Source organism: Mesorhizobium sp. CA15 (genome assembly GCF_020165215.1).
Taxonomy (GTDB): Bacteria; Pseudomonadota; Alphaproteobacteria; order Rhizobiales; family Rhizobiaceae; genus Mesorhizobium.
The window spans coordinates 262,615-288,811 of record NZ_JAIUHQ010000001.1; the positions used below are offsets into that span (position 1 = coordinate 262,615).

The 26,197-nt window shown below is 62.6% G+C and carries 27 protein-coding genes and 1 tRNA gene; 6 read left to right on the forward strand and 22 right to left on the reverse strand.

What is annotated here, in order from left to right:
- Nucleotides 1-39: 39 nt before the first annotated feature.
- A complete protein-coding gene (locus tag LB515_RS01335) occupies nt 40-747 on the reverse strand; it encodes a metal-dependent hydrolase (protein WP_224706514.1) in 708 nt (235 codons plus the stop codon).
- Nucleotides 748-863: 116 nt separating this feature from the next.
- On the opposite strand from LB515_RS01335, the gene ruvX reads away from it, so the two are divergent.
- Complete coding sequence (gene ruvX / locus LB515_RS01340; protein WP_224706515.1) at nt 864-1,346, forward strand: Holliday junction resolvase RuvX; 483 nt, start codon at nt 864-866, stop codon at nt 1,344-1,346.
- Here the strand turns inward: ruvX and LB515_RS01345 are convergent.
- The 3 genes from LB515_RS01345 to LB515_RS01355 all read right to left on the reverse strand — a co-directional run bounded on the left by LB515_RS01345 (nt 1,288) and on the right by LB515_RS01355 (nt 4,141).
- Nucleotides 1,288-1,629 (reverse strand): DUF6105 family protein, encoded by a 342-nt coding sequence (locus LB515_RS01345; RefSeq protein ID WP_224706516.1) that lies wholly within the window; start codon nt 1,627-1,629, stop codon nt 1,288-1,290. The genes ruvX and LB515_RS01345 overlap by 59 nt on opposite strands.
- The gene (locus LB515_RS01350) at nt 1,629-2,186 is read right to left on the reverse strand and encodes a hypothetical protein (protein WP_224706756.1); all 558 of its coding nucleotides are present in this window, start codon (nt 2,184-2,186) and stop codon (nt 1,629-1,631) included. Before LB515_RS01350 ends, LB515_RS01345 begins: the two co-directional genes overlap by 1 nt.
- 326 nt (nt 2,187-2,512) lie before the next feature.
- Nucleotides 2,513-4,141 (reverse strand): DNA alkylation response protein, encoded by a 1,629-nt coding sequence (locus LB515_RS01355; protein ID WP_140545768.1) that lies wholly within the window; start codon nt 4,139-4,141, stop codon nt 2,513-2,515.
- 200 nt (nt 4,142-4,341) lie between these two features.
- Here LB515_RS01355 and LB515_RS01360 point away from each other — a divergent pair, with 200 nt between their 5' ends.
- The 4 genes from LB515_RS01360 (at nt 4,342) to dprA (ending at nt 8,483) form a co-directional block, all read left to right on the forward strand.
- Nucleotides 4,342-5,307 (forward strand): aspartate carbamoyltransferase catalytic subunit, encoded by a 966-nt coding sequence (locus LB515_RS01360; RefSeq protein WP_224544458.1) that lies wholly within the window; start codon nt 4,342-4,344, stop codon nt 5,305-5,307.
- Nucleotides 5,304-6,590: a dihydroorotase gene (locus LB515_RS01365; protein ID WP_224706517.1), complete on the forward strand. Its 1,287-nt coding sequence runs from the start codon at nt 5,304-5,306 to the stop codon at nt 6,588-6,590. Before LB515_RS01360 ends, LB515_RS01365 begins: the two co-directional genes overlap by 4 nt.
- Nucleotides 6,591-6,777: 187 nt before the next feature.
- Entirely contained in the window at nt 6,778-7,359 is a 582-nt protein-coding gene (plsY, locus tag LB515_RS01370; protein WP_224636474.1) for a glycerol-3-phosphate 1-O-acyltransferase PlsY, read from the forward strand.
- A complete protein-coding gene (gene dprA / locus LB515_RS01375; RefSeq protein ID WP_224636473.1) occupies nt 7,356-8,483 on the forward strand; it encodes a DNA-processing protein DprA in 1,128 nt (375 codons plus the stop codon). The genes plsY and dprA overlap by 4 nt, the downstream gene beginning before the upstream one ends.
- 32 nt (nt 8,484-8,515) lie before the next feature.
- Here dprA and LB515_RS01380 read toward each other — a convergent pair whose 3' ends face one another.
- From LB515_RS01380 to LB515_RS01390, 3 genes are all read right to left on the reverse strand, one after another.
- A complete protein-coding gene (locus LB515_RS01380) occupies nt 8,516-9,661 on the reverse strand; it encodes a hypothetical protein (protein WP_224706518.1) in 1,146 nt (381 codons plus the stop codon).
- A 98-nt stretch (nt 9,662-9,759) separates the two neighbouring features.
- Nucleotides 9,760-10,020: a hypothetical protein gene (locus LB515_RS01385; protein ID WP_224706519.1), complete on the reverse strand. Its 261-nt coding sequence runs from the start codon at nt 10,018-10,020 to the stop codon at nt 9,760-9,762.
- A gap of 108 nt (nt 10,021-10,128) precedes the next feature.
- Nucleotides 10,129-10,204: transfer RNA gene (locus LB515_RS01390), tRNA-Lys, on the reverse strand.
- A 292-nt stretch (nt 10,205-10,496) separates the two neighbouring features.
- Between LB515_RS01390 and LB515_RS01395 the strand changes: the two genes are divergently transcribed.
- On the forward strand, nt 10,497-10,952 hold the full coding sequence (locus LB515_RS01395) for a BA14K family protein (protein ID WP_224706520.1): 456 nt from the start codon (nt 10,497-10,499) through the stop codon (nt 10,950-10,952).
- A gap of 81 nt (nt 10,953-11,033) precedes the next feature.
- Here the strand turns inward: LB515_RS01395 and LB515_RS01400 are convergent, their stop codons facing one another.
- The 15 genes from LB515_RS01400 to LB515_RS01470 form a co-directional block, all read right to left on the reverse strand.
- Entirely contained in the window at nt 11,034-11,504 is a 471-nt protein-coding gene (locus LB515_RS01400; protein ID WP_224706521.1) for a DUF6882 domain-containing protein, read from the reverse strand.
- Between the two features lie 29 nt (nt 11,505-11,533).
- Complete coding sequence (gene glpK / locus LB515_RS01405; RefSeq protein ID WP_224706522.1) at nt 11,534-13,024, reverse strand: glycerol kinase GlpK; 1,491 nt, start codon at nt 13,022-13,024, stop codon at nt 11,534-11,536.
- Nucleotides 13,025-13,116: 92 nt separating this feature from the next.
- Nucleotides 13,117-14,847 carry an ABC transporter substrate-binding protein gene (locus LB515_RS01410; protein ID WP_095765319.1) on the reverse strand — a complete coding sequence of 577 codons (1,731 nt, stop codon included), beginning with the start codon at nt 14,845-14,847 and terminating at the stop codon, nt 13,117-13,119.
- 76 nt (nt 14,848-14,923) lie between these two features.
- Complete coding sequence (locus LB515_RS01415) at nt 14,924-15,211, reverse strand: DUF2160 domain-containing protein (protein WP_224636470.1); 288 nt, start codon at nt 15,209-15,211, stop codon at nt 14,924-14,926.
- A 4-nt stretch (nt 15,212-15,215) separates the two neighbouring features.
- Nucleotides 15,216-16,124 carry a carbohydrate ABC transporter permease gene (locus LB515_RS01420; RefSeq protein WP_224629310.1) on the reverse strand — a complete coding sequence of 303 codons (909 nt, stop codon included), beginning with the start codon at nt 16,122-16,124 and terminating at the stop codon, nt 15,216-15,218.
- Between the two features lies 1 nt (nt 16,125).
- Nucleotides 16,126-16,992: a carbohydrate ABC transporter permease gene (locus LB515_RS01425; RefSeq protein ID WP_095765316.1), complete on the reverse strand. Its 867-nt coding sequence runs from the start codon at nt 16,990-16,992 to the stop codon at nt 16,126-16,128.
- On the reverse strand, nt 16,993-18,060 hold the full coding sequence (locus tag LB515_RS01430) for an ABC transporter ATP-binding protein (RefSeq protein WP_224528924.1): 1,068 nt from the start codon (nt 18,058-18,060) through the stop codon (nt 16,993-16,995).
- A 10-nt stretch (nt 18,061-18,070) separates the two neighbouring features.
- The gene (locus tag LB515_RS01435; protein WP_224602424.1) at nt 18,071-19,150 is read right to left on the reverse strand and encodes an ABC transporter ATP-binding protein; all 1,080 of its coding nucleotides are present in this window, start codon (nt 19,148-19,150) and stop codon (nt 18,071-18,073) included.
- Nucleotides 19,151-19,189: 39 nt separating this feature from the next.
- Nucleotides 19,190-20,716, reverse strand: coding sequence for a glycerol-3-phosphate dehydrogenase (gene glpD / locus LB515_RS01440; RefSeq protein ID WP_224706523.1), 1,527 nt, complete (start codon nt 20,714-20,716; stop codon nt 19,190-19,192).
- A gap of 127 nt (nt 20,717-20,843) precedes the next feature.
- On the reverse strand, nt 20,844-21,611 hold the full coding sequence (locus tag LB515_RS01445) for a DeoR/GlpR family DNA-binding transcription regulator (RefSeq protein ID WP_224706524.1): 768 nt from the start codon (nt 21,609-21,611) through the stop codon (nt 20,844-20,846).
- A 126-nt stretch (nt 21,612-21,737) separates the two neighbouring features.
- The gene (locus LB515_RS01450) at nt 21,738-23,150 is read right to left on the reverse strand and encodes a pyridoxal phosphate-dependent decarboxylase family protein (RefSeq protein ID WP_224706525.1); all 1,413 of its coding nucleotides are present in this window, start codon (nt 23,148-23,150) and stop codon (nt 21,738-21,740) included.
- 59 nt (nt 23,151-23,209) lie between these two features.
- The gene (locus LB515_RS01455; RefSeq protein ID WP_224528935.1) at nt 23,210-23,941 is read right to left on the reverse strand and encodes a peptidase; all 732 of its coding nucleotides are present in this window, start codon (nt 23,939-23,941) and stop codon (nt 23,210-23,212) included.
- Between the two features lie 32 nt (nt 23,942-23,973).
- Entirely contained in the window at nt 23,974-24,768 is a 795-nt protein-coding gene (locus tag LB515_RS01460) for a transglutaminase domain-containing protein (RefSeq protein WP_224706526.1), read from the reverse strand.
- Between the two features lie 20 nt (nt 24,769-24,788).
- Nucleotides 24,789-25,730, reverse strand: a complete 942-nt coding sequence (locus LB515_RS01465; protein ID WP_095765309.1) for an alpha-E domain-containing protein — start codon at nt 25,728-25,730, stop codon at nt 24,789-24,791.
- Nucleotides 25,731-25,793: 63 nt separating this feature from the next.
- Complete coding sequence (locus LB515_RS01470; protein ID WP_224706757.1) at nt 25,794-26,153, reverse strand: four helix bundle protein; 360 nt, start codon at nt 26,151-26,153, stop codon at nt 25,794-25,796.
- Nucleotides 26,154-26,197 lie beyond the last annotated feature (44 nt).

Consider the following 26,197-nt stretch of genomic DNA (forward strand, 5'->3'; position numbering starts at 1 on the left):
TCCTGGCTTGGGAGCAGGGCTCTTCCGACGCAGAGAAATCTAGATCGTGATCGCCTTGCCGATGTCCGGCAGCGCCACCTTTACGCCCGAGCCTTCCATGCCGGCGACGAACTTGTCGGCGGTCTGGTCGATCATCGAGAAGGTGCCGAAATGGCAGGGAACGACCGTATCGAAGCCGAAGAAGCGGCGGCAGGCAAGGGCCGCCACGGCGCCGCCCATGGTGAAGCGGTCGCCGATCGGGACGATGCCGATCTTCGGTTCGTGCAATTCGTTGATAAGCCCCATGTCGGAGAAGATGTCGGTGTCGCCCATATGGTAGAGCGTCTTGTCCTCGGGAAAGTGCAGGACAAGCCCGCCCGGATTGCCGAGATAGGTGTTCGTGCCGCCTTCGCCGCCGAAGGAGGACGAGTGCAGCGCCTGGACGAAGGTCGTGGTGAAAGGGCCGCAATCGACGGTGCCGCCGATATTGCCCGGATTGATCTTGTCGCCGCTGACGCCCTGGCCGACGAGGTACATGCAGATCTCGAAATTGGCGACCAGCATGGCGCCGCTTTTCTTCAGCACTTCGACAGCGCCGCTGACATGGTCGCTATGGCCGTGGGTCAGAAGCACGTGGCTCACGCCTTCGGCCGGTCCTTCCCAGCCGCCCGTCCATGACGGGTTGCCAACCAGATAGGGGTCGATGAGAATGGTGGCGTCCTTGGTCTCGACGCGGAATGCCGAATGCCCGTACCAGGTCAGTTTCATGAACGCTTTCCTCGATTTCTTCGTTGCCGGAAGATAGAACGCTAGTCGCAAATTGAAAGTGGCGCCCTCCTTCTAAACGTCAAAAGGATGTGACGCCTGGATATCAGAGGCAGCCGTTGGGCATTATTTCAATCGAGGAACTGCCGGCGCGGCTTGCCGGCGGCAAGACGCTCGCCGGGCTCGATCTCGGCGACAAGACGATCGGCGTAGCGGTTTCCGATCGCGGGCTGTCCTTCGCCCATCCGCGCCCGGTCATACAGCGCCGAAAATTCTCTCTTGATGCGACTGAGCTGCTCGCTCAGCTCGGGAAGGACAATGTCGGCGCCATCGTTCTGGGACTGCCCATCAACATGGACGGCTCGGAAGGGCCTCGTGCGCAAAAATCGCGCGCCTTCGTCCGCAACATGGCGCCGCTTTCCGACCTGCCCTTCGTGCTGTGGGACGAGCGGCTGTCGACGGTCGCGGCCGAGCGGACACTGATCGAGATGGATTTCTCGCGCAAGAAGCGCGCCGGCAAGATCGATTCGGCGGCCGCCGCCTTTATTCTGCAGGGAGCGTTGGACCGGCTTCAGTCGCTTGGCCGAGCCGATCGGGGCTGATATCGCCGTGCCGGCGCTGTCTGATCCATTCGGCGATGTTGTGCCGGCGCCGGAAGGCCCAAAGCCCCATGAGCAGGAAAAAGTCGAAAACGCAGGTCCGCGCCACCATGCCCGGAATGATCGCCGGATCGACGCCGAGCATCTGGCCGTAGAGCTGGAAAGCGAAATCGTGCACCTGTCGGCTCAGCATCGCATAGCCGAAATTCATGTCGTTGGCCGACAGGAAGAACCATCCCCAAAAAATGGCCATCGGAGCAGCCCAGAGCGTGAATATCGTGCGCATCAGCGCCTGCCTCCAGGCTTGTTTTCCGGGCGGCCGGATATGCGGGAAAGAAGCGAACTGTGCGCGGCTCCTATCGCCATGCGCGAGGCGGCGCGGATATCACCCTCGGGCAAGTGCATTGCTGCAAAGGTGGAGCGGCGTTCAGCCAGCACGGCGATGTAGGAGGCAAGCAGCGCCGTCATCTGGATGGCGACGATCATGAACAGGCCGTCTATGCCTTGAACCACGCCGCCGATGAGGATCAGCGAAAGCAGGAAAGATGCCGAGATGAAGGCGATCCGGGCCACGCTCTCGCCCGCGTCCGGCCTTGCCGCCGCGTTCAGCAGCGTTTCGACGAGGGCCCAGCAGAACAACACCGCGACGATCAACAACGCGATCGAAAGCGGCGCGACCACGGCCGCATTTTCAAACTGCGGAAACCCGTTGCCCCGGACGGAAAGGCCGAGCACGCCGAGAGCCGTCGCTATGCCGCGGCTGCCGTCCATGCAGACATAGGCAAGCAGGGCGAAAACCACCGCCCAATGCAAGGCCAGAACTGAGCTCAATACGTGCCGCATACGTTTCCCGCTGGCGGAGTTCGGGGAGGTCATGGTTAACCCTTCCCTACTCCAGCAAAGCGGAGAGTGGGCTTTGCATCGGCTCGCTGCAACGGAAACCATTTGTTAAGGTTAACAGCTGTCCACAGATCGGCAATCTGCCTTTAATGCATGTCGCCCAAAAGTGCGCAGCGGCTCTGGGCGACATGCATCACAACAATGACTTAAAGCGCGTCGCCCGAATCCGTTTCGGCGCGATGCGCTCTACGGAATGATGCCGAACAAGCGTGAAGCGGTTTTCGGATGACGTGATGCTCAATCTCTTGATTTAGAGATTTAGAGGCGAATCATGTCACCGGCGGATAGAGCGTGTCGATGATCATGCGCGCGTCGTGGCGCGAATCGAGCATGCCGTAGGTGGTGCGCCACTGGCCGCCCAGCCGCGTTTCAACGAAGGCGTCGGCGATCCGCCCTGCTCCCAGCCGGCGCAGCTCCGCCGCGGCGGCCGACAGCGCCAGCTGTTCGGTGAGCAGCCGCGCCGAGCCTTGGTCGGTCGCCGCCACCTGCATGGCCGCCTTCAGCACGCCGATGGTGCCGCGCCCGCCGGTGCCGAGATCGCGGTCGATGCCGGTCAGCACCTCCTCGAACAGGCCGGGCGCGCGGCCGAGCACGCGCAGCACGTCGAGCGCCATGACATTGCCAGAGCCCTCCCAGATCGCGTTGACCGGCGCCTCCCGGTAATAGCGGGCAAGCGGCGCTTCCTCGACATAGCCGTTGCCGCCAAGGCATTCCATCGCCTCGTAAAGCAGCTGCGGCGCGATCTTGCAGACCCAGTATTTGACGACTGGCGTCATGGCCCGGGCAAAGGCCGCCTCGCCGCGGTCGCTTGCCGCCTCGTCGAAAGAGCGCGCCAGGCGGAACGACAGCGCCGTGGCCGCGGCCACGTCGAGCGCCATGTCGGCCAGAACCCGCTGCATCAGCGGCTGGTCGATCAGGTTGGAGCCGAACACCTGGCGATGGCGCGTGTGATGAACAGCCTCGGCGAGGCCTGCCCGCATCAGCGCCGACGAAGCGACCGCGCAGTCGAGCCTGGTCAGCGTCACCATGTCCATGATCGTCTTCACGCCTGCGCCCGGGTCGCCGACCATCTCGCCGATCGCGTTGACAAACTCCACCTCCGACGAGGCGTTCGAGCGGTTGCCGAGCTTGTCCTTCAGCCGCTGGAAGCGGAACCCGTTGCCGGAACCGTCGCCCAGGATGCGCGGCACGAGAAAGCAGGACAGCCCCTCCGGAACCTGCCCGAGCACCAGGAAGGCATCCGACATCGGCGCCGACATGAACCATTTATGGCCGGTCAACCGGTAAAAACCACTACCGGTACGCTCCGCCCTGGTGGTGTTGGCGCGCACATCGGTGCCGCCCTGCTTCTCGGTCATGCCCATGCCGAGCGTCAGCCCGGTCTTCTGCACCGGAGGCTTCTGCGCCTGGTCGTATTTGCGCGTCGTCACGCGCGGCGCCCATTCGCGGAAAAGCTTCGGGCTTGCCATCAAGGCCGCCAGCGAAGCGCTGGTCATGGTAATGGGGCAAAGATGCCCCGTCTCGAGCTCAGCGGTCAGGTAGAAGCGTGCCGCCCTCACCTGATGGCGGCGGCCGATCTCGGCATCGCCGTTTTCCCATACCGAAGAATGCAGGCCGCCGGCGATCGCGCGGCGCATCAAGGCATGATAGGCCGGATGATATTCGACCAGGTCGAGGCGACGGCCCTGGCGGTCATGGGTACGCAATTTCGGCGTGTCGGTGTTGGCAAGCCGGGCAAGCTCCTGCGCTTCCTGCGTCATCACGAACCGGCCAAGCCCGTCGAGATCCTTGCGCACGGGATCGGAAAAACGCTCGGCTAGCTGGATGAGCAACGGATCGCCCCGCCATGCATTGCCGCCTGCCAACGGCGGCGGCTGGTTGATCACCTCGTCGGTCACGCCCAATCCTTCAGTTGCCCAATCCTTCAGTTGGCCGAGAGGTTCTTACCATTTCCAAGCCCGCGGTCGCGAATCCGAAGCCACTGGGCCTTATAGCCCAAGCCACGAAAAGCGCGCGACGAAAATACCGGGGAGAACGCCCGCAATCCAAACCTGGCGCTTGCGGCGGGCCGGACCGCACCCTATAGCAGCGCCTTGAGATGACCGACGCTTCGTCCCTGCCGCTCTTCCCTCACCGCCATCTTCTGGGCATCCGCGATCTTTCCCCCGCCGATATCGAGCTGTTGCTCGATCGGGCCGACCAGGCCGTGGCAATCTCGCGGCAATCGGAAAAGAAGACCTCGACGCTGCGCGGCCGCACCCAAATCAACCTGTTCTACGAGGCATCGACTCGCACGCAGTCGTCCTTCGAGCTCGCCGGCAAGCGTCTCGGAGCCGACGTCATGAACATGTCGGTGGCAAGCTCCTCGGTGAAGAAGGGCGAGACGCTAATCGATACGGCCATAACCCTCAACGCCATGCGCCCCGACATCCTGATCATCCGCCACCAATCGGCTGGCGCGGCTGCCCTGCTCGCCCAAAAGGTCGGCTGCTCGGTGGTCAATGCCGGCGACGGAGCGCACGAGCACCCGACGCAGGCGCTGCTCGATGCGCTGACCATCCGCCGTGCCAAGGGGCCGCTGTCGAAGCTGATCGTGGCGATCTGCGGCGACATCCTGCATTCGCGCGTCGCCCGCTCCAACATCATGCTTCTGAACGCGCTTGGCGCGCAGGTGCGCGTCGTCGCGCCCTCGACATTGCTGCCGTCCGGCATCGACAGGATGGGCGTGATCGTGTCGCGCTCGATGGCCGAAGGCCTGAAGGACGCCGACGTGGTCATGATGCTGCGCCTGCAGCGCGAGCGCATGGAAGGCGCTTTCGTGCCGTCGGTCCGCGAATATTTCCGCTATTTCGGCCTTGATGCCGAAAAGCTGAAAGCTGCCAAGGACGATGCGCTGGTCATGCATCCCGGCCCGATGAACCGCGGCGTCGAGATCGCCTCCGAGATCGCCGACGGACCGCAAAGCGTCATCCAGGAACAGGTGGAGATGGGGGTCGCCGTGCGCATGGCGGTGATGGAGGCGCTGCTTGATCCGCGCCGCAACCATGAAGGGCGCGGCGCATGAGCATGACCGTCTTCAGCAAGGCGCACATTGTCGACCCCTCGCGCGGCGTCGACGAGATCGGCAGCGTCATTGTCGACGGCCGCAAGATCGTCGCGGCCGGGAAAGCCGCGTTGAACCAGGGCGTGCCGGAAGGCGCCGCCGTCGTCGACTGCGCCGGCAAGACGATCATTCCAGGCCTTGTCGACGCGCGCGTCTTCATCGGCGAGCCAGGCGGCGAGCATCGCGAAACCATCGCTTCGGCAAGCGTCGCCGCGGCGGCGGGGGGCGTCACCTCCATCGTCATGATGCCGGACACCGATCCGGTGATCGACAATGTCGCGCTGGTCGAATTCGTGCTGCGCACGGCACGCGACACCGCTAGCGTCAACATCTTCCCGTCGGCAGCGATCACCAAGGGCCTCGAAGGCCGCGAGATGACCGAGTTCGGCCTGCTGCGCGAGGCCGGCGCCGTCGCCTACACCGACGGCCGCCACACGATCGCCAATGCGCTGGTGATGCGCCGCGCGCTGACCTACGCCCGCGATTTCGGCGGCGTCATCGCGCACGAAACGCAGGACGCCGATCTCGCCTCGTCCGGCGTGATGAACGAAGGGCTCTATGCGAGCTGGCTCGGCCTGTCCGGCATTCCGCGCGAGGCGGAGCTGATCCCGCTGGAACGCGACCTGGCGCTGGCCCGGCTGACCGGCGGCGCTTATCACGCGGCAAAAATCTCGTCGGCGATGGCGGCCGGCGCGGTGAATCGGGCAAAGACCGATGGCGCCAACGTTACGGCCGGCGTCGCGATCCACAATCTGTCGCTCAACGAGAACGACGTCGGCGAATACCGCACCTTCTTCCGGCTGACGCCGCCCTTGCGCGCCGAGGACGACCGGCTGGCGATGATCGAGGCGATCAAGGACGGCACGATCGACATCATCGTCTCCTCGCATGACCCGCAGGACGTCGACACCAAGCGCCTGCCCTTCGCCGACGCCGCTGCCGGCGCCATCGGGCTGGAGACGTTGCTGGGCGCAGCGCTTCGGCTTTACCACAATGGCGATGTGCCGCTGTTGAGGCTGATCGAGACGCTGTCCACGGCGCCGGCCAGACTGTTCGGCCTGCCGGGCGGCACGCTGAAGCCGGGGGCGCCGGCCGATCTCGCGGTCGTCGATCTGGACGAGCCGTGGATCGTCAGCGAAAGCGGTCTGCGCTCGCGCTCGAAGAACACCTGTTTCGAGGGCGCGCGTCTGCAGGGCACGGTCCTGCAAACGGTGGTGGCGGGGCGCACGGTGTTTTCCGCATAAGCCACCGCATCGCTTAAGCCCTGCTCAGCCTGCCCGGCATAGACTTGCTTGGCGAACCCTCCCGACTCTACCATTATGATAAATTCACGCCCAAGCAGGGCCAGCACTTGCAAACTATGGTTGCATCGCGCACAGTTGGATCAATCATAGGGCGATCAACCGGGCGGCAGGAAATATGAGGGAAACAATGGGTTACGTGATCGCGCTCGTCTTCGGCTATCTGCTCGGCTCGATCCCGTTCGGGCTCCTGATCACCCGTGCGGCCGGGCTCGGCGATGTCCGCCAGATCGGCTCCGGCAACATCGGCGCGACCAATGTGCTGAGGACGGGTAACAAGGGCCTTGCTGCCGCCACTCTGCTGCTCGATGCGCTGAAAGGCACTGCCGCGGTGCTGATCGCCGGACATTTTTCGCCGGACTTCGGACTGTTGGCCGGTTTCGGTGCCTTTCTCGGCCACCTCTTCCCGGTCTGGCTCGGCTTCAAGGGCGGCAAGGGTGTCGCCACCTATCTCGGCGTGCTGCTTGGCCTTGCCTGGCAAGGCATGCTTGTCTTCGCCGTCGTCTGGCTCGCAATGGCCTTCCTGTTCCGCTATTCCTCGTTGGCGGCATTGGCGGCCGCGGTGGTCGTGCCGATCGCGCTCTATGTCACAAGCACGCCGCAGATCGCGGGCCTGTTCGCGCTGATGAGCCTGATCGTCATCGTCAAGCATCGAGCAAACATCTCGCGACTGCTCGCCGGCACCGAGGGCAAGATCGGGGCGAAGGGATGAGCGCCCTGGCTGCCGGCCCGCGTCTCAGCGATCGGCAGCGGCTTGCCTGGCTTCGCCTGATCCGCACGCCCAATGTCGGCCCGGCCTCGTTTCGCGAGCTGATCAACCGCTTCGGCTCGGCCGAAGCCGCGCTTGAAATGCTGCCCGAATTGATGATCTCCGGCGGCGCCAATCGCATCGTCCGCATCCCCTCCATCGCCGAGGCCGAAGCCGAGTTGGAGGCCGCGCGGCGCGCCGGCGCCCGCTTCGTCGGTATCGGCGAGGCCGATTATCCGCCCTTGCTGAAGACCCTCGACAACCCGCCGCCGCTGCTCGCGGTGAAAGGCGAAGGCGCGGTCTTCCGCTTGCCGGCGGTGGCGATTGTCGGTGCTCGCAATGCCTCGCTGGCCGGCATCAAGATGGCGCGCATGCTGGCGGCCGATCTCGGCCGAGACGGCTACGCCATCGTTTCCGGCCTGGCGCGCGGCATCGATACGGCCGCGCACAAAGGCAGCGTTTCGACCGGCACAGTCGGCGTGCTGGCCGGCGGGCTCGATGTCCCCTACCCACCTGAAAATGCCGGCCTTTGCGATGAGATCGCCGATCGCGGCGGCGCCATCGTTTCCGAGATGCCCTTCGGGTGGCAGCCGCGCGCGCAGGATTTCCCACGCCGCAACCGCCTGGTGGCCGGCATGGCGCTTGGACTGGTGGTGGTTGAGGCGGCGCAGCGCTCCGGCTCGCTGATCAGCGCGCGCCTGGCCAATGAAATGGGCCGGCTGGTCTTCGCCGTGCCGGGCTCGCCGCTCGATCCGCGCGCTGCCGGCTGCAACGCGCTGCTCAAGGACGGCGTCACGCTGGTCACTGAAGCCGCCGATATCCTTAGCGCGCTGGCGCCGCTTGCCGGCACCCGGCTTCCAAGAACCGCCCCACTTGCGGAGGCGCCCGACATATCAGCCATGCCGCCGCCAGGCGAAAACGACCGCGCCGATGTGCTGGAAGCGCTCGGGCCTACGCCGACAGGCATAGACGAGATCATCCGCCACACGGGACTGAGCGCCGCGCAGATTGCCATGGTGCTCCTGGAACTCGACCTTGCCGGGCGGCTCGAGCGTCACGCCGGCGGGAATGTGTCGCTGATCGCGTGACCTGCGGGCTTCAGTTCCGGATTTGGATCCTTCTACCGGAACAAATATTTGGACACTTCCGGATTGCCGCGGCGCCACATCACATTGTCGAGGAAATAGTGGTGCACGTTGATGAAGATCAGCACGATGAAGAAGAACAGCGACGAACCGAGCACCTGCTCGTCGTAGGGAACCAGGGCAGTCAGCACGAACGGGATCAGCCAGAAGCCGAGATAGCCGAGCGCCCCACCCCCGATGATGAATCCCAGCACCCGCAACCTATAGCGGGGCCCGAGCACAGATAGCACCTTCGGCTCCGGATCCCGCGCGGCATCCGAGACATCACGCTCGACATTGGTTTGATAGCGCCACACCACGGCCAGATATTGCAGCGAGTGCAGCGCCGGCACCACGAGCAGCCAGAGCGGGTTAATCCTGGCGATCAGGATCCAGAGATAGAGCGAGGCGACATAGGCCACGATGCCGTTGTAAGGCAGTCCGCCGCCATTCCTTCGCCAGCGGCTGACCAGCATGAAAAGCGTGGCCGCCGTCGATCCGACGGCCGCCAGCACGGCAATGTCGGTGATCCATGACGGCGCCGCGAAGGTGTAATATTGAAGGCCGTAATATTGCCCCTGCGTCACGGCCGTATTCGTCTGCAGCCAGGCCAGGATCCACACCGCATAGCTGTTGACGAGCAGCACCTTCTTGTCCCGGTCGTCGAAGAATTTGCGCTTCAGGACGGCGTCGACCATCAGCATGCCGTAGCCTTGCTTGACGTAGTGCCAGCCGACGAAGAAGAACATCGCGTTGGCCGCAAAGCCGAGCAGCCGCGTGTTCGACGTCGCCGCGCCATAGGCAAAGAACAGGGCCATGACCACTGGCACGATGACGCCGGCGAAAATGTAGCGAAGCTGCAGGCTTCTGTCGTAGCCCTCGCCACGCGCCTTGCGGCCGAAATTGCGGTAGAAAATCTGGTAGGAGTGGGCGAAGTGCGGATAGTTCACCAGATAGGCCACGACGACCATCGTCGCGGCCAATGGACCTTCATAATCGCGCGGAACAAAGAACAGCACGGGCAGGATCAGAAACGCGCTGCCGCCGAGCATGAGGAAATCGGCGACCGGGCCGAAAAGATATCTGCCCGGCGGCGTCGCCGCCTTGGGCGCCTGTGCATCTACCGAAAGGTCAAGTGCCATCCTGGAGCCTCCCTCGGAGGCGCCGAGTTTAACCACGACCCCATCCAGGGACAAGGCAACGCGGCAGGATCTCTCTTGCCTTCGGGCAAGTCACCCCGTTACGCTGAGGCGGTCGAAGCGATCTTCATCAGCCGCTTTCTGGCCTCCGCCACTCGCTTCTTCTCCGACCTTATGCGGTCGCACAGCGCGAGATTGATCCCGACGCCACATTCTTCATCCAGCATTTCTTTTGCATGATTGAGCGAAGTTTCTGCGCGCTTGACGCGCAGCCTGGCCCTGGCCAGTTCCAAGTTCAGTACGTCCACTGTATCCGCATCCCAGATTGCGGTCCCTTCAATAGGGGAAACAGCCGCGCTCAAGCTTTTGTTCCGATTGCCGGAGAAGCAGACAAATGTGCTGCTTCGATCGCCCCGGACATGGAAGCGCCCGTGGGTCGGATCTCGCATCTATTTGGGTGTTAAAAATTTTGGTGAGCGCGATGGGATTCGAACCCATGACCTACTGATTAAAAGTCAGTTGCTCTACCGGCTGAGCTACGCGCTCCCGTGGGCTCGGAACGCCGCCCTCGAAATTGCGCGGAACATAGGGAGAGTGCCGCGGCCGGTCAACCGGAAAAAGACGGGCTTCCAAGGCGGGTTTCTTGAACGGATTCGAAGGGGCGCCGAGGATGAACGGCTTTCGATGCCTGCGCCAACGGCCCGGCTTGGGGCTGCTTCAGAAAGCCCTACAATAACAATGGGCTGACACAATGGGCTGATGGTGGAACGGGAACTATTGCAATCCGGGCCCGTTTCGCAAAACAGGACGTCCCCATCAACCATCGAGGAGAAGATCAATGAACAAGATCGCATCCGGCCTGTTGGCAACCGCTCTCTCGGCGTCGTTCGTCACGGCGGAGATGGTGCCGGTCAACGCTCAGCCAGCTTATGTGCAGCAACCCCAGGGCCTGTCGTCAGATCTTCAGACCGTGCAGTATCGGGACTGGAGAAGGCACCGCGGCTTCAACCGCGATTTCTCGCGTCGTGGTGACGCCGTCTACTGGAACGGCCATCGCGGCTATCGCGAATATCGTCGCGGCTATCGCCGGCATGGCGACTATTGGTTCCCGCTGGCAGCTTTCGCGACCGGCGCGCTGATCACCGGCGCCATCGTCAACAGCGAGAACAACCGCGTCTATCGCGGCAACGCGCACGTGCAGTGGTGCTACGACCGCTACCGCTCCTATCGCGCCTCGGACAACACCTTCCAGCCTAACAACGGCCCGCGTCAGCAGTGCGTTTCACCCTACTGACAGCCTCCAGTCAGTACCCGGGTCGTTGACTGAGCCCGTGCCTCGAGAGGCACGGGCTCTCTCGTTGCCCTTCAGCCGAATTCAACTGGCCCAGCTAATGTTCTTCAAAATCATATACAGACCTACGCCTTCATCAGAAGGAGAGCGATAGGCTCCGCAGGCGTTGCAAATCCGAGCCGCTGCCGAGGTCAATTCCCAACTGAGTGCATTAAGATCTTCGTCCGTCACATAGTCTTGAGTTAGCTCGCCGATGCCGTGCTTTTCACCGAAAGATCGAGCTGACTGGGCGTCAGTTATGAACTCCGAAGGCCAAATCGAATTGGCCCAAGCCCAGAGCCAATTGCCAGCCTTGGCGCTGGTAGAGCCCGCAACCTGGATTTCCGAAACGACCTTGACTCCACTCCGGTCGGAGAACAGCAGCTTTCCTGCCGTCAAGTCGTAGTCGTAACGCGACCAACTGCCGAGGCGGAAATCTTTCGCCAGGCGCGCATTCTTGGCGATGAGCTGTTCAAAGGCCTCATCGCGCCAGGCAGGATACCAATCCGGCTGCATTTCCCGTTCGCCCGGTCCCGTAAACCGCTTCACACGCTCAGCGTCCTGCGCACCGCATCGCGCCATCCGGCCAGTTTCGCACCGCGCGTTGTGGCGTCCATCTGCGGCTCGAAGCGCCGCTCCAGTGCCCAGCTCTTGGCGAAGTCCTTCGCTTTCGGCCAGACACCCGCCCTCGACCCGGCAAGCCAGGCCGCGCCCAGCGCCGTCGTCTCCAGGATCGTCGGACGGTCGACCGGTGCGTCGAGAATGTCGGCGAGCCTCTGCATGGTCCAGTCGGATGCCACCATGCCGCCGTCGACGCGAAGCACCGTCTTGGCCGAGGCGCCTTTCCAGTCCTTGCGCATCGCGTCGAGCAGGTCGCGCGTCTGGAAGGCGACCGATTCGAGTGCCGCGCGGGCGAACTCGGCCGGGCCCGAATTGCGCGTCAACCCGAAGATCGCGCCGCGCGCATCCGCGTCCCAATGCGGCGCGCCGAGGCCGACGAAGGCCGGCACCAGATACACCTGTTGCGCAGGGTCAGCGGCCGCAGCCAATACTCCGCTCTGCTCGGCCTTGCCGATCACCTTGATGCCGTCGCGCAGCCACTGCACGGCTGCGCCCGCGATGAAGATCGAGCCTTCCAGCGCGTAGGTTGTCTTGCCGTTGAGCCGATAGGCGATGGTGGTCAAAAGCCGGTTCTTCGAACGCACCAGATCGGCGCCGGTGTTGAGCAGCGCGAAGCAGCCGGTGCCGTAGGTGGATTTCATCATGCCGGGCTCGAAGCAGGCCTGGCCGATGGTCGCCGCATGCTGGTCGCCGGCCACCCCGAGGATCCGCATCTCGGCTCCGAAAAGGCTCTTCTCGGTGACGCCGAAATCGTCGGCGCAGTCCTTCACCTCAGGCAGGATCGCGGCCGGGAGCTTCAGGATCGAGAGCAGCTCGTCGTCCCAGACATTCTTCTCGATGTTGTAGACCAGCGTGCGCGAGGCATTTGTCGCGTCGGTGGCGTGCATTTGGCCGCCGGTCAGCCGCCAGATGAGAAAGCTGTCGATGGTACCGGCAAGCAGTTCGCCCCTCTCGGCGCGCCTTCTGGCACCCCTCACCTTGTCCAGCATCCAGGCGATCTTGGTGCCGGAGAAATACGGATCGAGCAGCAGGCCGGTCTTCTTCGTGAATGTCTTCTCCAGTCCCTGCTTCTTCAGCTTCTGGCAGAGCGGCGCGGTGCGGCGGTCCTGCCAGACGATCGCGTTATGGATAGGCTTGCCGGTCGCCTTGTCCCAGATGACGACGGTCTCGCGCTGGTTGGTGATGCCGATCGCGGCGACATCCGAAGCCGTGCGGGCGGCGGCCTTCAAGGCCGCTTTCACCGTGGCGAGAACGCTTGCCCAGATGTCTTCCGGGTCATGTTCGACCCAGCCGGAAGCCGGATAATGCTGCGCGAATTCCTGCTGGCCGGTGCCGGCGACTTTCATCTTGTCGTCGAACAGTATCGCCCTGGTCGAGGTCGTTCCCTGATCGATGGCCAGCACAAAACCGCTCATTCCGCATCCCTCCGCTTCTCATGCAACAGGGGAGACGGCAAAGCCGCCTCCCCTGCACTTCCTACATGGGCAAGCACGCCCGCGTCATGCAGTTACTGCTGCTGCCAGCTCTTCACCAGTTCGTCATAGTTGATGGTGACCGGCTTTTCCTTTTCGTTCTCGATCTTCAACTGAGGAGCGAGATTGCCTTTCTTGACCGCGTCGGCATTCCAGTAGGCAAGATCGTGCTCTTCGGCCATCTTCGGGCCGATGTCGCCCTGGACGCCCGACTTCTCGATGCGGCTCATGACCTTTTCCTGCTCGGCGCAGAGCGAGTCCATCGCTTCCTGGGCCGACTTGGCGCCGGACGAGGCATCGCCGATCGCTTGCCACCAGAGCTGCGCCAGCTTCGGATAATCAGGCACGTTGGTGCCGGTCGGCGACCACTGGACGCGGGCCGGCGAGCGATAGAACTCGATCAGGCCGCCGAGCTTCGGAGCGCGCTCGGTGAAGCTCTTGTCGTGGATCGTGCTCTCGCGGATGAACGTCAAGCCGACATGGCTCTTCTTCACGTCGACCGTCTTCGAGGTGACGAACTGCGCGTAGAGCCAGGCGGCCTTGGCGCGATCGTCAGGCGTCGACTTCATCAGTGTCCAGGAACCCACGTCCTGGTAACCGAGCTTCATGCCGTCCTTCCAGTAGACGCCGTGCGGCGACGGCGCCATGCGCCACTTCGGCGTGCCGTCGTCGTTCAGCACCGCCTTGGCGCCGGCGTCGACCATCGAAGCGGTGAAGGCGGTGTACCAGAAGATCTGCTGCGCGACCCCGCCCTGCGCCGGCACCGGGCCGGATTCGGAGAAGGTCATGCCCTGGGCTTCCGCCGGAGCGTAGGCCTTCAGCCAGTCGAGATATTTCTGGATCGAGTAGACCGCGGCCGGGCCGTTGGTATCGCCGCCACGCGCCGTGCAGGAGCCGACAGGACGCGATTTCTCGTCGACCTTGATGCCCCATTCGTCGACGGGCAGGCCGTTCGGAATGCCCTTGTCGCCATTGCCGGCCATGGACAGCCAGGCGTCCGTGAACCGCCAGCCGAGCGACGGGTCCTTCTTGCCGTAGTCCATATGGCCGTAGACCTTCTTGCCGTCGATCTCGCGGCCGGTGAAGAACTGGGCGATGTCCTCATAAGCCGACCAGTTGACGGGAACGCCTAGGTCGTAGCCGTATTTGGCCTTGAAGTCGGCTTTGTTCTTCTCGTCGTTGAACCAGTCGTAGCGGAACCAGTAGAGGTTCGCGAACTGCTGGTCGGGGAGTTGATAAAGCTTCTTGTCGGGCGCCGTCGTGAACGAGGTGCCGATGAAGTCCTTCAGGTCGAGGTTCGGATTGGTGACGTCCTTGCCCTCGTTCGCCATCCAGTCGGTCAGGTTGCGCACCTGCTGGTAGCGCCAATGCGTGCCGATCAGGTCGGAGTCGTTGACCCAGCCGTCATAGAGGTTCTGGCCGGTCTGCATCTGGGTCTGGATCTTCTCGACGACGTCGCCTTCCTGGATGACGTCATGTGTGACCTTGATGCCGGTGATGGCGGAGAAGGCCGGTGCCAGCACCTGTGACTCGTATTGGTGCGTGGCGATGGTTTCCGAAACGACCTTGATGTCCATGCCGGCGAACGGCTTGGCTGCGTCGATGAACCACTGCATTTCCTTTTCCTGGTCGGCGCGTGAAAGCGTCGACAGGTCGCCTATCTCCTTGTCGAGAAAGGCTTTTGCCTCGTCCATACCGGCATAGGCATGGCCCGCTCCCAGCAAAAGGACAAGGGCTGTCGTCGATGTTAGAAATTGCCGTCGCATGTGTCTCCTCCAGTCTTAAGTTGCAAGTGCGATCCGGGGCGGCCGCCAGCACGCGGCCGATCCGGCTATTCCCCCTCTATACGTATCGGAACACGCCAACGGCGTAGACCACGGAGAGAGCGAGAGCCCACCACAGGTTGGGTCCAACCAGACCCAGCCAAGCGAGATGGATAAATGCGCTGCCAAGCAGCGACAGGAACAAACGATCGCCGCGCGTCGTCTCGAAGCGCAGCACCCCGATGCGCGGATGACCGCCGGGCGAGGCATATTCCCAGACGCCCATGCCAAAGAGCATCAGCACGATGATGATGAAGAAGGCGGCCGTCGGCCACGTCCACGCCATCCAGGAGAAGTCGAGATTCATGGCTTTAGACCCTCCCCAGGGCAAAGCCCTTGGCGATATAATTTCGCACGAACCAGATAACCAAGGCGCCGGGGATCAGCGTCAGCACGCCGGCGGCGGCGAGCAGACCCCAATCCATGCCGGCGGCAGAGACCGTGCGGGTCATGGTGGCGGCGATCGGCTTGGCGTCCGTCGTGGTCAGCGTGCGCGCGATCAAGAGCTCCACCCACGAGAACATGAAGCAGAAGAAGCAGGCGACGCCGATGCCGCTCGCGATCAGCGGCATGAAAATCTTCAGAAAGAAGCGCGGGAAGGAATAGCCGTCGATATAGGCGGTCTCGTCTATCTCCTTCGGCACGCCGGACATGAAGCCTTCGAGGATCCACACCGCGAGCGGCACGTTGAACAGGCAGTGCGCCAGCGCCACGGCAATATGGGTGTCGATCAGGCCGAACGCTGAATAGAGCTGGAAGAACGGCAGCGCGAACACCGCGGGCGGCGCCATGCGGTTGGTCAAAAGCCAGAAGAACAAATGCTTGTCGCCGAGGAAGCGGTAACGCGAGAAGGCGTAGGCCGCCGGCAGCGCCACCGCCACCGATATCACCATGTTCATCACCACATAGGTGATCGAATTGATGTAGCCCGAATACCACGAAGGGTCGGTGAAGATGGTGCGATAGTTCGCCAGTGTCGGATTATGCGGAAACAGCGTCAGCGACGACACGATCTCCGCATTGGTCTTGAAGCTCATGTTGATGAGCCAGTAGATCGGTAGCAGGATAACGATAATGTAGACCGTCGGCACGATCCACCACCAGCGCGATTCCTCGCCGCGGCGGCGCATCAGCTTCGCCACCTCGTCCTGCGACAGCGTGCTGCCCACTTCGGTGACCGCCGTCTCGCTCACGCGCGTCGTTTCGTTGGCACCCACCATCTCAGCGCTCCGCGTCGTAGTTGGTCATCACGGTGTAGAACACCCACGATAGCAACAGGATGATCAGGAAGTAGACCAGCGACATCGCCGCCGCGGGGCCGAGGTCGAACTGGCCGAGCGCCGTCTTGACCAAGTCAATCGACAGAAAGGTGGTCGAATTGCCGGGACCGCCGCCGGTGACGACGAAGGGCTCGGTATAGATCATGAAACTGTCCATGAAACGCAACAGCACGGCGATCAGCAACACGCGCTGCATCTTGGGCAGCTGGATGTAACGGAACACAGCCCAGCGCGAGGCGCCGTCGATCTTGGCAGCCTGGTAGAAGGCATCGGGAATCGAGACCAGGCCGGCATAGCAAAGCAGCACGACCAGGCTGGTCCAGTGCCAGACATCCATGATGATGACGGTTACCCAGGCATCGATCGGATCCTGGACGTAGTTGTAGTCGATGCCGAGCGCGTTGATGTAGTAGCCGAGCAGGCCGATGTCGTTGCGGCCGAAGACCTGCCAGATCGTGCCGACGACGTTCCACGGAATGAGCAGCGGCAGCGCCATCAGCACCAGGCAGACCGGCACGCCCCAGCCCTTCTTCGGCATGTTGAGCGCGATGAAGATGCCGAGCGGCACCTCGATTGCCAGGATGATGAAAGAGAAGATCAGGTTGCGCACCATCGCTTCCCAGAAGCGGTCGGAGTGCAGCAGGTCCTCGAACCATTCGGTGCCGGCCCAGAAGAAGACGTTGTTGCCGAACGTGTCCTGCACCGAATAGTTGACGACCGTCATCAGCGGGATGACGGCCGAGAACGCCACCAGCACCAGCACCGGCAGGACAAGGAACCAGGCCTTGTTGTTCCAGGTCTTGTCCATCTATGCCCCCATCTCGACGCGCCAGGAATCGGCATAGATGTTGATGCCGGCCGGATCGAAGCGGACTTTCGGTTCGGCCGGCACTTCGTCATCCTCGCCGATCACCGCGGCGATCTCCCTGCCCTCGAGATTGGCGCGAACCACCTTGTGGCGGCCGACGTCCTCGACCTTGCTGACCTGCACCGTCATGCCCTCGCGGCCGAGCCGCACATATTCGGGACGGATGCCGAGCTCGACGGCGCCGGCTTCAGCCTTGGGCACGCCCGGCAATTCGATGCGCTGGGCGCCGAGCTTCGCCATCCTGCCTTCCAGGGCAACCGGCAGCACGTTCATGCCCGGCGAGCCGATGAAATAACCGACGAAGGTGTGGCGCGGACGCTCGAAAAGTTCGGCAGGCGTGCCGATCTGCACGATCTCGCCGTCATACATGACCACGACGCGGTCGGCGAAAGTCAGCGCTTCGGTCTGGTCGTGTGTGACATAGACCATGGTGTAGCCGAAGCGGCGGTGCAGCTGCTTCAACTGCGAGCGCAGCACCCACTTCATATGCGGGTCGATGACCGTCAGCGGTTCGTCGAACAGAATGGCGTTGACGTCGGAGCGCACCAGGCCGCGTCCAAGCGAGATCTTCTGCTTCTGGTCCGCGGTGAGCCGGCGTGCCTTCCTGTTCGCCATCGAAGCGAGATCGATCATGTCGAGCGTCTCGCGCACCTTGCGGTCGACATCGGCTTCCGGCACGCGCCGGTTGCGCAGCGGGAAGGCCAGATTGTCGTAGACGGTCATGGTGTCGTAAATGACCGGGAACTGGAACACCTGCGCGATATTGCGCTCCTGCGTCGACAGCCTGGTCACGTCCCGGCCATTGAACAGCAACTTCCCATGCGAGGGGTGCAGCAGTCCCGAAATGATGTTGAGCAAGGTGGTCTTGCCGCAGCCCGAAGGCCCGAGCAGCGCGTAGGCGCCGCCATCCTCGAAAGTGTGGTGCACTTCCTTCAGAGCGAAGTCGGAATCCTTCTGCGGGTTGGGCAGGTAGGAATGGCGGATGTGGTTGACCTCGATGCGCGCCATCGTTTTCTCCTCAGGCCGCCAGCTTCGACGCCGTAACGGCGCGGCCGTTATGGTCGAATACCATGATGTGGCGCGGATCGATGAACACCTCGACCTCATCGTCCGTCTCGAAATCGAGAATACCATGCGCAAGCATCACCCAGCGCGCATCGGCGAAATCGAGATGGACGAAGCTTTCCGAGCCGGTGATCTCCGTGATGGTGACCTTGGCCCGCACCGGCACGGCGCCGGCGTTCGGCCGCTCCAGCGACAGATGATGCGGCTGGAAGCCGATCGTGTAGCTGGCGTCCGCAATGCCGGCGAGTTCCGTCGGCACCGGCAGCTTGACGCCGCCTTCGAGCAGGAAATCCGACCCCTTCTTGGAGAGCACGATGGTGTTGAGCGGCGGATCGGCGAAGGTCCGAGCCGTCACCAGGTCGATGGGCTTGCGGAACACTTCGACCGTCGGGCCGAATTGCGTGACGCGGCCTTCCGAAAGCGTTGCCGTATTGCCGCCGAGGAGCAGCGCTTCGTGCGGCTCGGTCGTCGCATAAACGAAGATCGTGCCGGCCGCGGCGAAGATCTTCGGCAATTCGGCGCGCAATTCCTCGCGCAGCTTGTAGTCGAGATTGGCCAAAGGCTCGTCGAGCAACACCAGACTGGCATTCTTGACGATGGCGCGGGCAAGCGCGGTGCGTTGCTGCTGGCCGCCGGACAGGCTGAGCGGCGTGCGCTCGAGATAGGGCGTCAGCTTCAAGAGCGCCGCGGCGTTGCGCACCTCCTTGTCGATCATGGCCTGCTCGACGCCGGCGACCCGCAGCGGCGAGGCGATGTTCTCGTAGACGGTCATCGCCGGGTAATTGATGAACTGCTGGTAGACCATGGCGACGTTGCGCTTCTGCACCTTCTGTCCGGTGACGTCCTTGCCGTCGAACCAGACCGAGCCGGAAGTCGGCGCGTCGAGGCCAGCCATCAGCCGCATCAGGCTGGTCTTGCCGGAGAGCGTCGGCCCAAGCAGGACGTTCAGCGAGCCGTGCTGAAGCGTCAGCGACACGTCGCGGATGTGCTCCTGCGCGCCGACGGTCTTCGTCACGTTCCTCAATTCCAGCATCACGCCTCCTCCCAGGCCTTGCGCATCAGCGGCCGATCCTTATTCCGCCGCCGCGACATGGCGGCTGCTCAGTCCGCGCATGAATTCTTCCAATGCCGCCGTCTGCTCGCGGCTGAAATGCAGGCCGCGCTTGGTGCGGCGCCACAACACGTCCTCGGCGGTGACCGCCCATTCGTTTTCGGCCAGATAGCGAACTTCCGCCTCGAAAAGGTCGGCGCCGAAATTGCGGCCGAGATCGGCATTCGACTTGGCGAGCCCGAGCAGCCTTTCCGCCCGCGTGCCGTAGAGCCGGGTGAAGCGGCGCGCCAGCCGCTGGTCGAGGAACGGATAGGCGCTCTTCAGCCTGGCAACCTGGGCATCGAAGCCGGTCGCCGCGAAATCGCCGCCGGGCAGCGGCGCATCATGCGTCCACGGCCTGCCGCGCTTGCCGAGAAAACCTTCGATCTTCTCCAACATCGATTCGGCCAGCCGGCGGAAGGTGGTGATCTTGCCGCCGAAGGCGTTGAGCAAGGGGGCAGAACCCTCCCCGCCATCGGCCTTCAGCACATAATCGCGCGTTGCTTCCTGCGCCTTCGAGGCGCCGTCGTCATAGAGCGGGCGCACCGCCGAATAGGTCCAGACGATATCGGACCGCTTCACCGGCTGCGCGAAATATTCGCTTGCCGCCGCGCACAGATAGTCGATCTCGGCGTCGGAGATCTTCACCTCATGCGGATCGCCCGGATAGTCGCGATCGGTGGTGCCGATCAGCGTGAATTCTTCCTCGTAAGGAATGGCGAAGATGATGCGGCCATCCTTGTTCTGGAAGAAATAGGCGCGCGGATCGTCGAACTTCTTTCCGACTACGATATGGCTGCCCTGGACGAGGCGGACATTGTGGACGTCGTTCTGGCCGACGGCGGTCGAGAGCACGTGATCGACCCAGGGGCCGGCAGCGTTGACGAGAAGCCGCGCGCGGACCTCTTCGGTCTCCCCGGTAAGCACATTCTGCACCTTCACGGTCCAAAGCGCGCCGTCGCGCCGCGCGCTGACGACCTTGGTGCGCGTGCGGACAATGGCACCCCGGTCGGCGGCGTCACGCGCGTTCAGCGCCACCAGGCGCGCGTCGTTGACCCAACCGTCCGAATACTCGAAAGCCTTGCGGAACAACGGCTTGAGCGGCTTGCCTGCCGGATCGCGGGCCATGTCCAGCGTCTTCGTCGCCGGCAGCAGCTTGCGCCCGCCGATATGATCGTAAAGGAACAGTCCCAGCCGGATCAGCCAAGCAGGTCTGAGGCCCTTAGCGTAAGGCAGCACGAAGCGCATCGGCCAGATGATGTGCGGCGCGTTCTTCCACAGAACCTCGCGCTCCATCAGCGCTTCGCGCACCAGCCGGAACTCGTAGAATTCGAGATAACGCAGGCCGCCATGGATGAGCTTGGTCGAGCCGGAGGAAGTCCCGCTGGCGAGATCGTTCATTTCGGCGAGGTAAACTGAAAATCCGCGGCCAACGGCATCACGGGCTATGCCGCAGCCGTTGATGCCGCCGCCGATGACAAAAATGTCATGGATCGGATATGCGTCCAAAGAATCCTCCAACGATTTCGCATTGCACCATTTTTGTGTTTTACGAAACCGTGACGGAATTATTTCGAACTCAAAGCGAATGTCAAACGAAATATCGCAGTCGGCTGAGCAAGCCGTCGAGGCGTGCCTATTCGAACGCTGTCTCGATCAGCCGGACTTCGGTTTCCTCGCAAATCCTGCGAATCGACGCGATCTCGCAACGATCCGTGATGAAGGTATTCACCTGCGAAAGATGGCCAATCCGGACCGGCGCCGTGCGTTCGAATTTCGTCCGGTCGGAAACCAGAATGACGTGGCGGGCATTTGCGATGATGGCCTGCGCAACCTTCACCTCGCGGAAATCGAAGTCGAGCAGCGCGCCGTCATGATCGATCGCCGAGGCACCGATGACGGCGTAATCGACCTTAAACTGGCGGATGAAATCGACGGCTGCCTCGCCGACAATGCCGCCGTCGGAACCGCGCACAACGCCGCCGGCAATCACCACCTCGATCGTGGGGTAGATGCGCATCCTATTGGCAACATTGATATTATTAGTGATGACCATAAGCCCGTTATGGTCGAGCAGCGCCTTGCTGACGGCCTCGGTGGTGGTGCCGATATTGATGAACAGCGAAGCATTGTCAGGAATCAGCCGCGCCGCCGCGCTGCCGATCGCCTCCTTCTCGTCGGCGGCAATCTTGCGGCGTGCCTCGTACTCCATGTTCTCGATGCCGGACGGGAACAGCGCACCGCCATGGATACGGGTCAGCAGGCGCTGATCGCACAGGTCGTTGAGGTCCTTGCGGATGGTCTGCGGCGTCACGTTGAAATGCGTCGCCAGGTCATCGACCAGCACCCTGCCATGGTCTTTCGCCCTCTGGATGATCTCGGCATGGCGTGGCGAAAGAAACATTGCGCGTCCTCCATTTTCGTTTTTTCCCGTCTATATCGGAAAACGAAAGCGAAGAAAAGGTATAAGCCGGCTAACGAAAATCACCTGATTGAAAAAGGCAAACCAGTGTGGAACAGGTCTGCTGCCTCAGGATAAGCGCCGCGCAATCTCGGTTATGACGTCGAACGCCGCATCGACATCTGCCGCCGTCGACTCGAACTGCCCCGCCTGAAAGCGGATCGCCACGCGCCCATCGACCCGCGTTTGAGTCAGGTAAATGCGGCCGTTGGTGTTGATGGCGTCGACGAGGCGGAGGTTGTGCTCGTCAGGGTCGGCGCCTGCCACCGTGCGGTGCCGGAACGAGAACAGCGAAAGCATTGGCTCGCTGACGAGCTCGAAATCCTCTTCCCCGGCAAGGCGCGCGGCAAGCCCTGCGCTCCAGGCGACATGGTTGCGGATCATGGTGCGCAGGCCCTCGAGGCCATGGGCGCGCAGCAGGAACCAAAGTTTCAGGGCGCGGAAGCGGCGGCCGAGCGGCACCGACCATTCCGAATAGTTGATGATGCCGTCATGACCCAGCGTCTTCAGAAACTCCGGCTTGATGGCCAGCGTGCGCACCAGATCTTCCGGCTGGCGCACGAACTGGATCGAGCAATCGAACTGCGCGCCGAGCCACTTGTGCGGATTGAAGACAATGGAATCGGCGCCTTCGACGCCGGCCCAGAAATGCCGGTATTCCGGGCAGATCATCGCCGACCCTGCCCAGGCGGCGTCGACATGGAGGTAAAGCCCGTGCCGCTGAGCGACCGCGGCCACCGCCGCGATGTCGTCCGTGCCGCCGGTGCTGGTGCCGCCGACGCAGGCGATGATGCCGGCTGGCAGCAGGCCGGCCTTGCGATCGGCAACGATCGCGGCCTCGAGCGCGTGCGTATCCATGGCGCGAAAACGTCCGGCGACCGGGATACGGACAAGGTTGTCCTCGCCGATGCCGGAGACCCAGATGGCTCGGTCGATCGAGGTATGGACCTGGTCGGAGGAATAGACGCGTAGCTTCGCCTGCCCGGCCAGCCCCTTTTTGTTGCCCTGCCAGTCGAGCGCCCGCTCGCGCATGGTGAGCACCGCCGCAAGCGTCGCCGAGGAAGCCGAATCCTGGATGACGCCGGAAAAGCCCACGGGCAGGCCGAGCGCCTGGCGCATCCAGTCGACAATGCGCGTTTCGAGTTCGGTCGCCGCCGGCGAGGTCTGCCACAGCATGCATTGCGCGGCCATCGCAGAGACCAGATATTCGCCCACCACCGAAACCGGCGCTGCATTGGCGGGAAAATAGGCGAAGAAGCGCGGATGCTGCCAATGCGTCATGCCCGGCACGATCTTTTCTTCGAAGTCGGCGAAGATCCTGTCCATCGGCTCCGGCATTTCCGGCGGCGACGCCTCGATGCTTCTGAAAATCTCGCCCGGCGCGATCGCCGGCCGCACCGGGCGGTCGCGCAGGTTGGCACGATAGTCGGCGCCCCAGTCGGCGGCGCGCCTCGACCAATCGCGGAATTCGTCGCTGTCCATATTTTCCCTCCCCAGCGGCCGTCGAAGATACCGGCCGGTCGAACCGCTCTCGCAAAGCCCTATCCCGGAAAGTCCGGCAGATTTGAAAAAGCGATTTTCAGCGCGTTGGACCAGCCGTCCGATATGGTGCGGTAGTAAGGGTCATCATGGCCGATCCGTCGGTTCAGCCCCACCCTGAGCGCATCCTGTTCCAGGAACAGCAGATCGAGCGGCAGCCCGACCGAGAGGTTGGATTTCAGTGTCGAGTCGAACGACACCAGAAGCAGCTTCACCGTTTCGGCCAGGCTCATTGCCCGATCATAGGCACGGATGATGATCGGCTTGCCGTATTTCGTCTCGCCGATCTGGAAGAAAGGCGTGTCGTCGGTCGACTCTATGAAGTTGCCTTCCGGATAGATCATGAACAGTCTGGGCGGGCTGCCCTTGATCTGGCCGCCGAGGATGAAGGAGGCATTGAAGTAGGAATCCGCCTTGTCGCCATTCGGCGAGGCATGCTCTATTACTTCCTTCACTGTATCGCCGACCAGCCGCACCGTCTGGTACATGGAGGGAGTTTCGAGCAGCTTCGGATGACGGTCGCTGACCGCCTTGTTACGCTCGTCGAGCAGGCTGACAACGGCCTGCGTCGTGGCAAGGTTGCCCGCCGACATCAGCACGATGACGCGCTCGCCGGGCTGTTCCCACACATGCATCTTCTTGAAGGTCGAAATCGAATCCATGCCGGCATTGGTGCGCGTGTCCGACATGAACACGAGCCCGCTATCGATCTTGAGGCCGACGCAATAGGTCATGATTGCTCTTCTGCTAGCGATTCCGGCGCAGATTACTGCTCTACCGTGACAGTGACGGCAAGCTTCTCTTGTGCCTGCCCGAGCAGTATCCCCGACACCGGCGAGGCATCGCGATAGTCGCGCCCCGTCGCCACCCGCACATAACGTTCGTCGGGAGAGATACCGTTCGCCGGGTCGAAGGCAACCCATCCGAGCCCCACGACATAGGCCTCGGCCCAGGCATGGCTTGCCGCCTGCTCGACGGCCGCATCCATCATCAGGTAGCCGCTGACATAGCGTGCGGGAAAGCCGAGGGCGACGGCGGCGGCGATGAAGATGTGGGAGTGGTCCTGGCAGACACCGGACTTCAATGCGAGCGCCTCCTCCGCCGGCGTCACGACGCTGGTCGTGCCCGGCCTGTAGGCGACGCGTTCGCCGATAGCGCCCATCAGCCGGTGCAGTCGCTCGATCTCGGTGCCCTGGCCCAGCGTGCCGGCCAGTTCACGTATGCCCTCGCCGGCGACGGTGAGTGGCGTCGGCTGTCCGAATAGCCAGAGCGGCGCAAAGCCCTGATGCGGACCCGTGACGCCCGCCGTATCATGCGTGGTCACGTCTCCGGCTGCCTCGACGGTGATCGAATTCTGGCCGCTCTCAGCGCTCACCAGCCGCGTCTCGTTGCCGAAATGGTCGGTGAAGCGCACCTCCTCACGCGCGCCTTCGACCTTGACCGCCCAGGAGCCGACGGTCTGCGTGCGCCCGCTGGAAGGCCAAAGGCGCAGCCGCTGCAGCAGATACTGCACCGCTTGATCGTAGCGGTACTCGGTACGATGGGTGATCTTGAGCCGCATAACGCTCGCCTCGGCTGTGCTCAATAGAACCGGTAGTCCTGGGCGATCTCGTCGCCCAGCCTGGTGTTGTCGCGAATGAACTCGGCCAGGAACTCGTGCAGGCCATGATCGAATATGTCCTTGATCGAACCCCTTTTGAGCAGCGCCTGGATCTTCTCGGCCGTGCCATGGCAAGCATGGCGTTCACCGTAATCGTCGGCGAGGAATTTCAAATGCTCGCCGAGGAAGCGGTAGCAGAAAGTCAGCGAGCGCGGCATGCGCACGTTGAGGATCAGATAGTCGGCGATATTCGTCGGCTTGTAGTCGGCTTCATAAACCCAGCGATAGGAACGGTGCGCCGACACCGAGCGCAGGATCGATTCCCACTGATAGTTGTCGAGCGTCGAGCCGACCCAGGACAACGACGGCAGCAGCACATAATATTTCACGTCGAGGATGCGCGCCGTGTTGTCGGCGCGTTCGACATAAGTGCCGAGCTGCGAGAAATCGAAAATTTCGTTGCGCAGCATGGTGCCGTAGAATGAACCGCGGATCAGCGCCGTCTCGCGCTTGATTGCATCGAGCACCGTCGGCAGGTCGCGTTCGTCGATCGGCCTTGCCAGCATGCGCTTCAGCGACATCCAGGCTTCGTTGATGCTTTCCCAGGTCTCGCGGGTCAGCGCCGTGCGCACCATGCGGGCATTGTTGCGCGCCGTCTCGATCGACGACATCGTGCTCGACGGGTTCGAGGTGTCGCGCAGCAAGAAGTCCGAGACGTTGGCGGCGGTATAGTCCTGGTACTTCTGGCTGAAGGCGATGTCCGAGCCGGCGCTGAGCAGGACCGAGTTCCATTCCTCCGAAGCGCTCTGGGTGCGCGTCAACGCCATGCGTAGGCCGGCATCGACCAGGCGCGCCATGTTTTCGGCCCGCTCGATATAGCGGTTCATCCAGTAGAGACCGTTTGCGGTGCGGCCCAAAAGCATATCAGCTTGCTCCGGCGTCGAGCGAATAGCGAATAGCGAGTAGCGAATAGGGAGAAAAAGACTTCATGACTTTTGCTGCAGGCTCCGGATCATCGAACGTAGCATCTTTCCTATTTCGTCAGTTTGGCCAAGCAAGCTGGCGACCTTCGCTTCGACCATCAGCCCAACCTCTCCGCACAGGATGAGATGTGTCTCCAACTCTTTCTGAGAGCCCTGCGCTACCCGAAGAAATTGAATGAAAGCTCCCGTATTTTCTCTTCCGTGACCTTCCGCAACATTCGCTGCGATGGAAGCCGCCGAGCGTCTTATCTGAGAGGTCATTCCGTACGCTTCGCTGTTTGGAAAAGCTTTCGTGGCCGAATAGCAATCCACGGCCAACCTCAAAGCCGCCTTCCAAACAATCAGATCTCTGTAGGAATTGATTGCCGTCGTATCCCCCTTTTCCCTACTCGCTATTCGCTACTCTC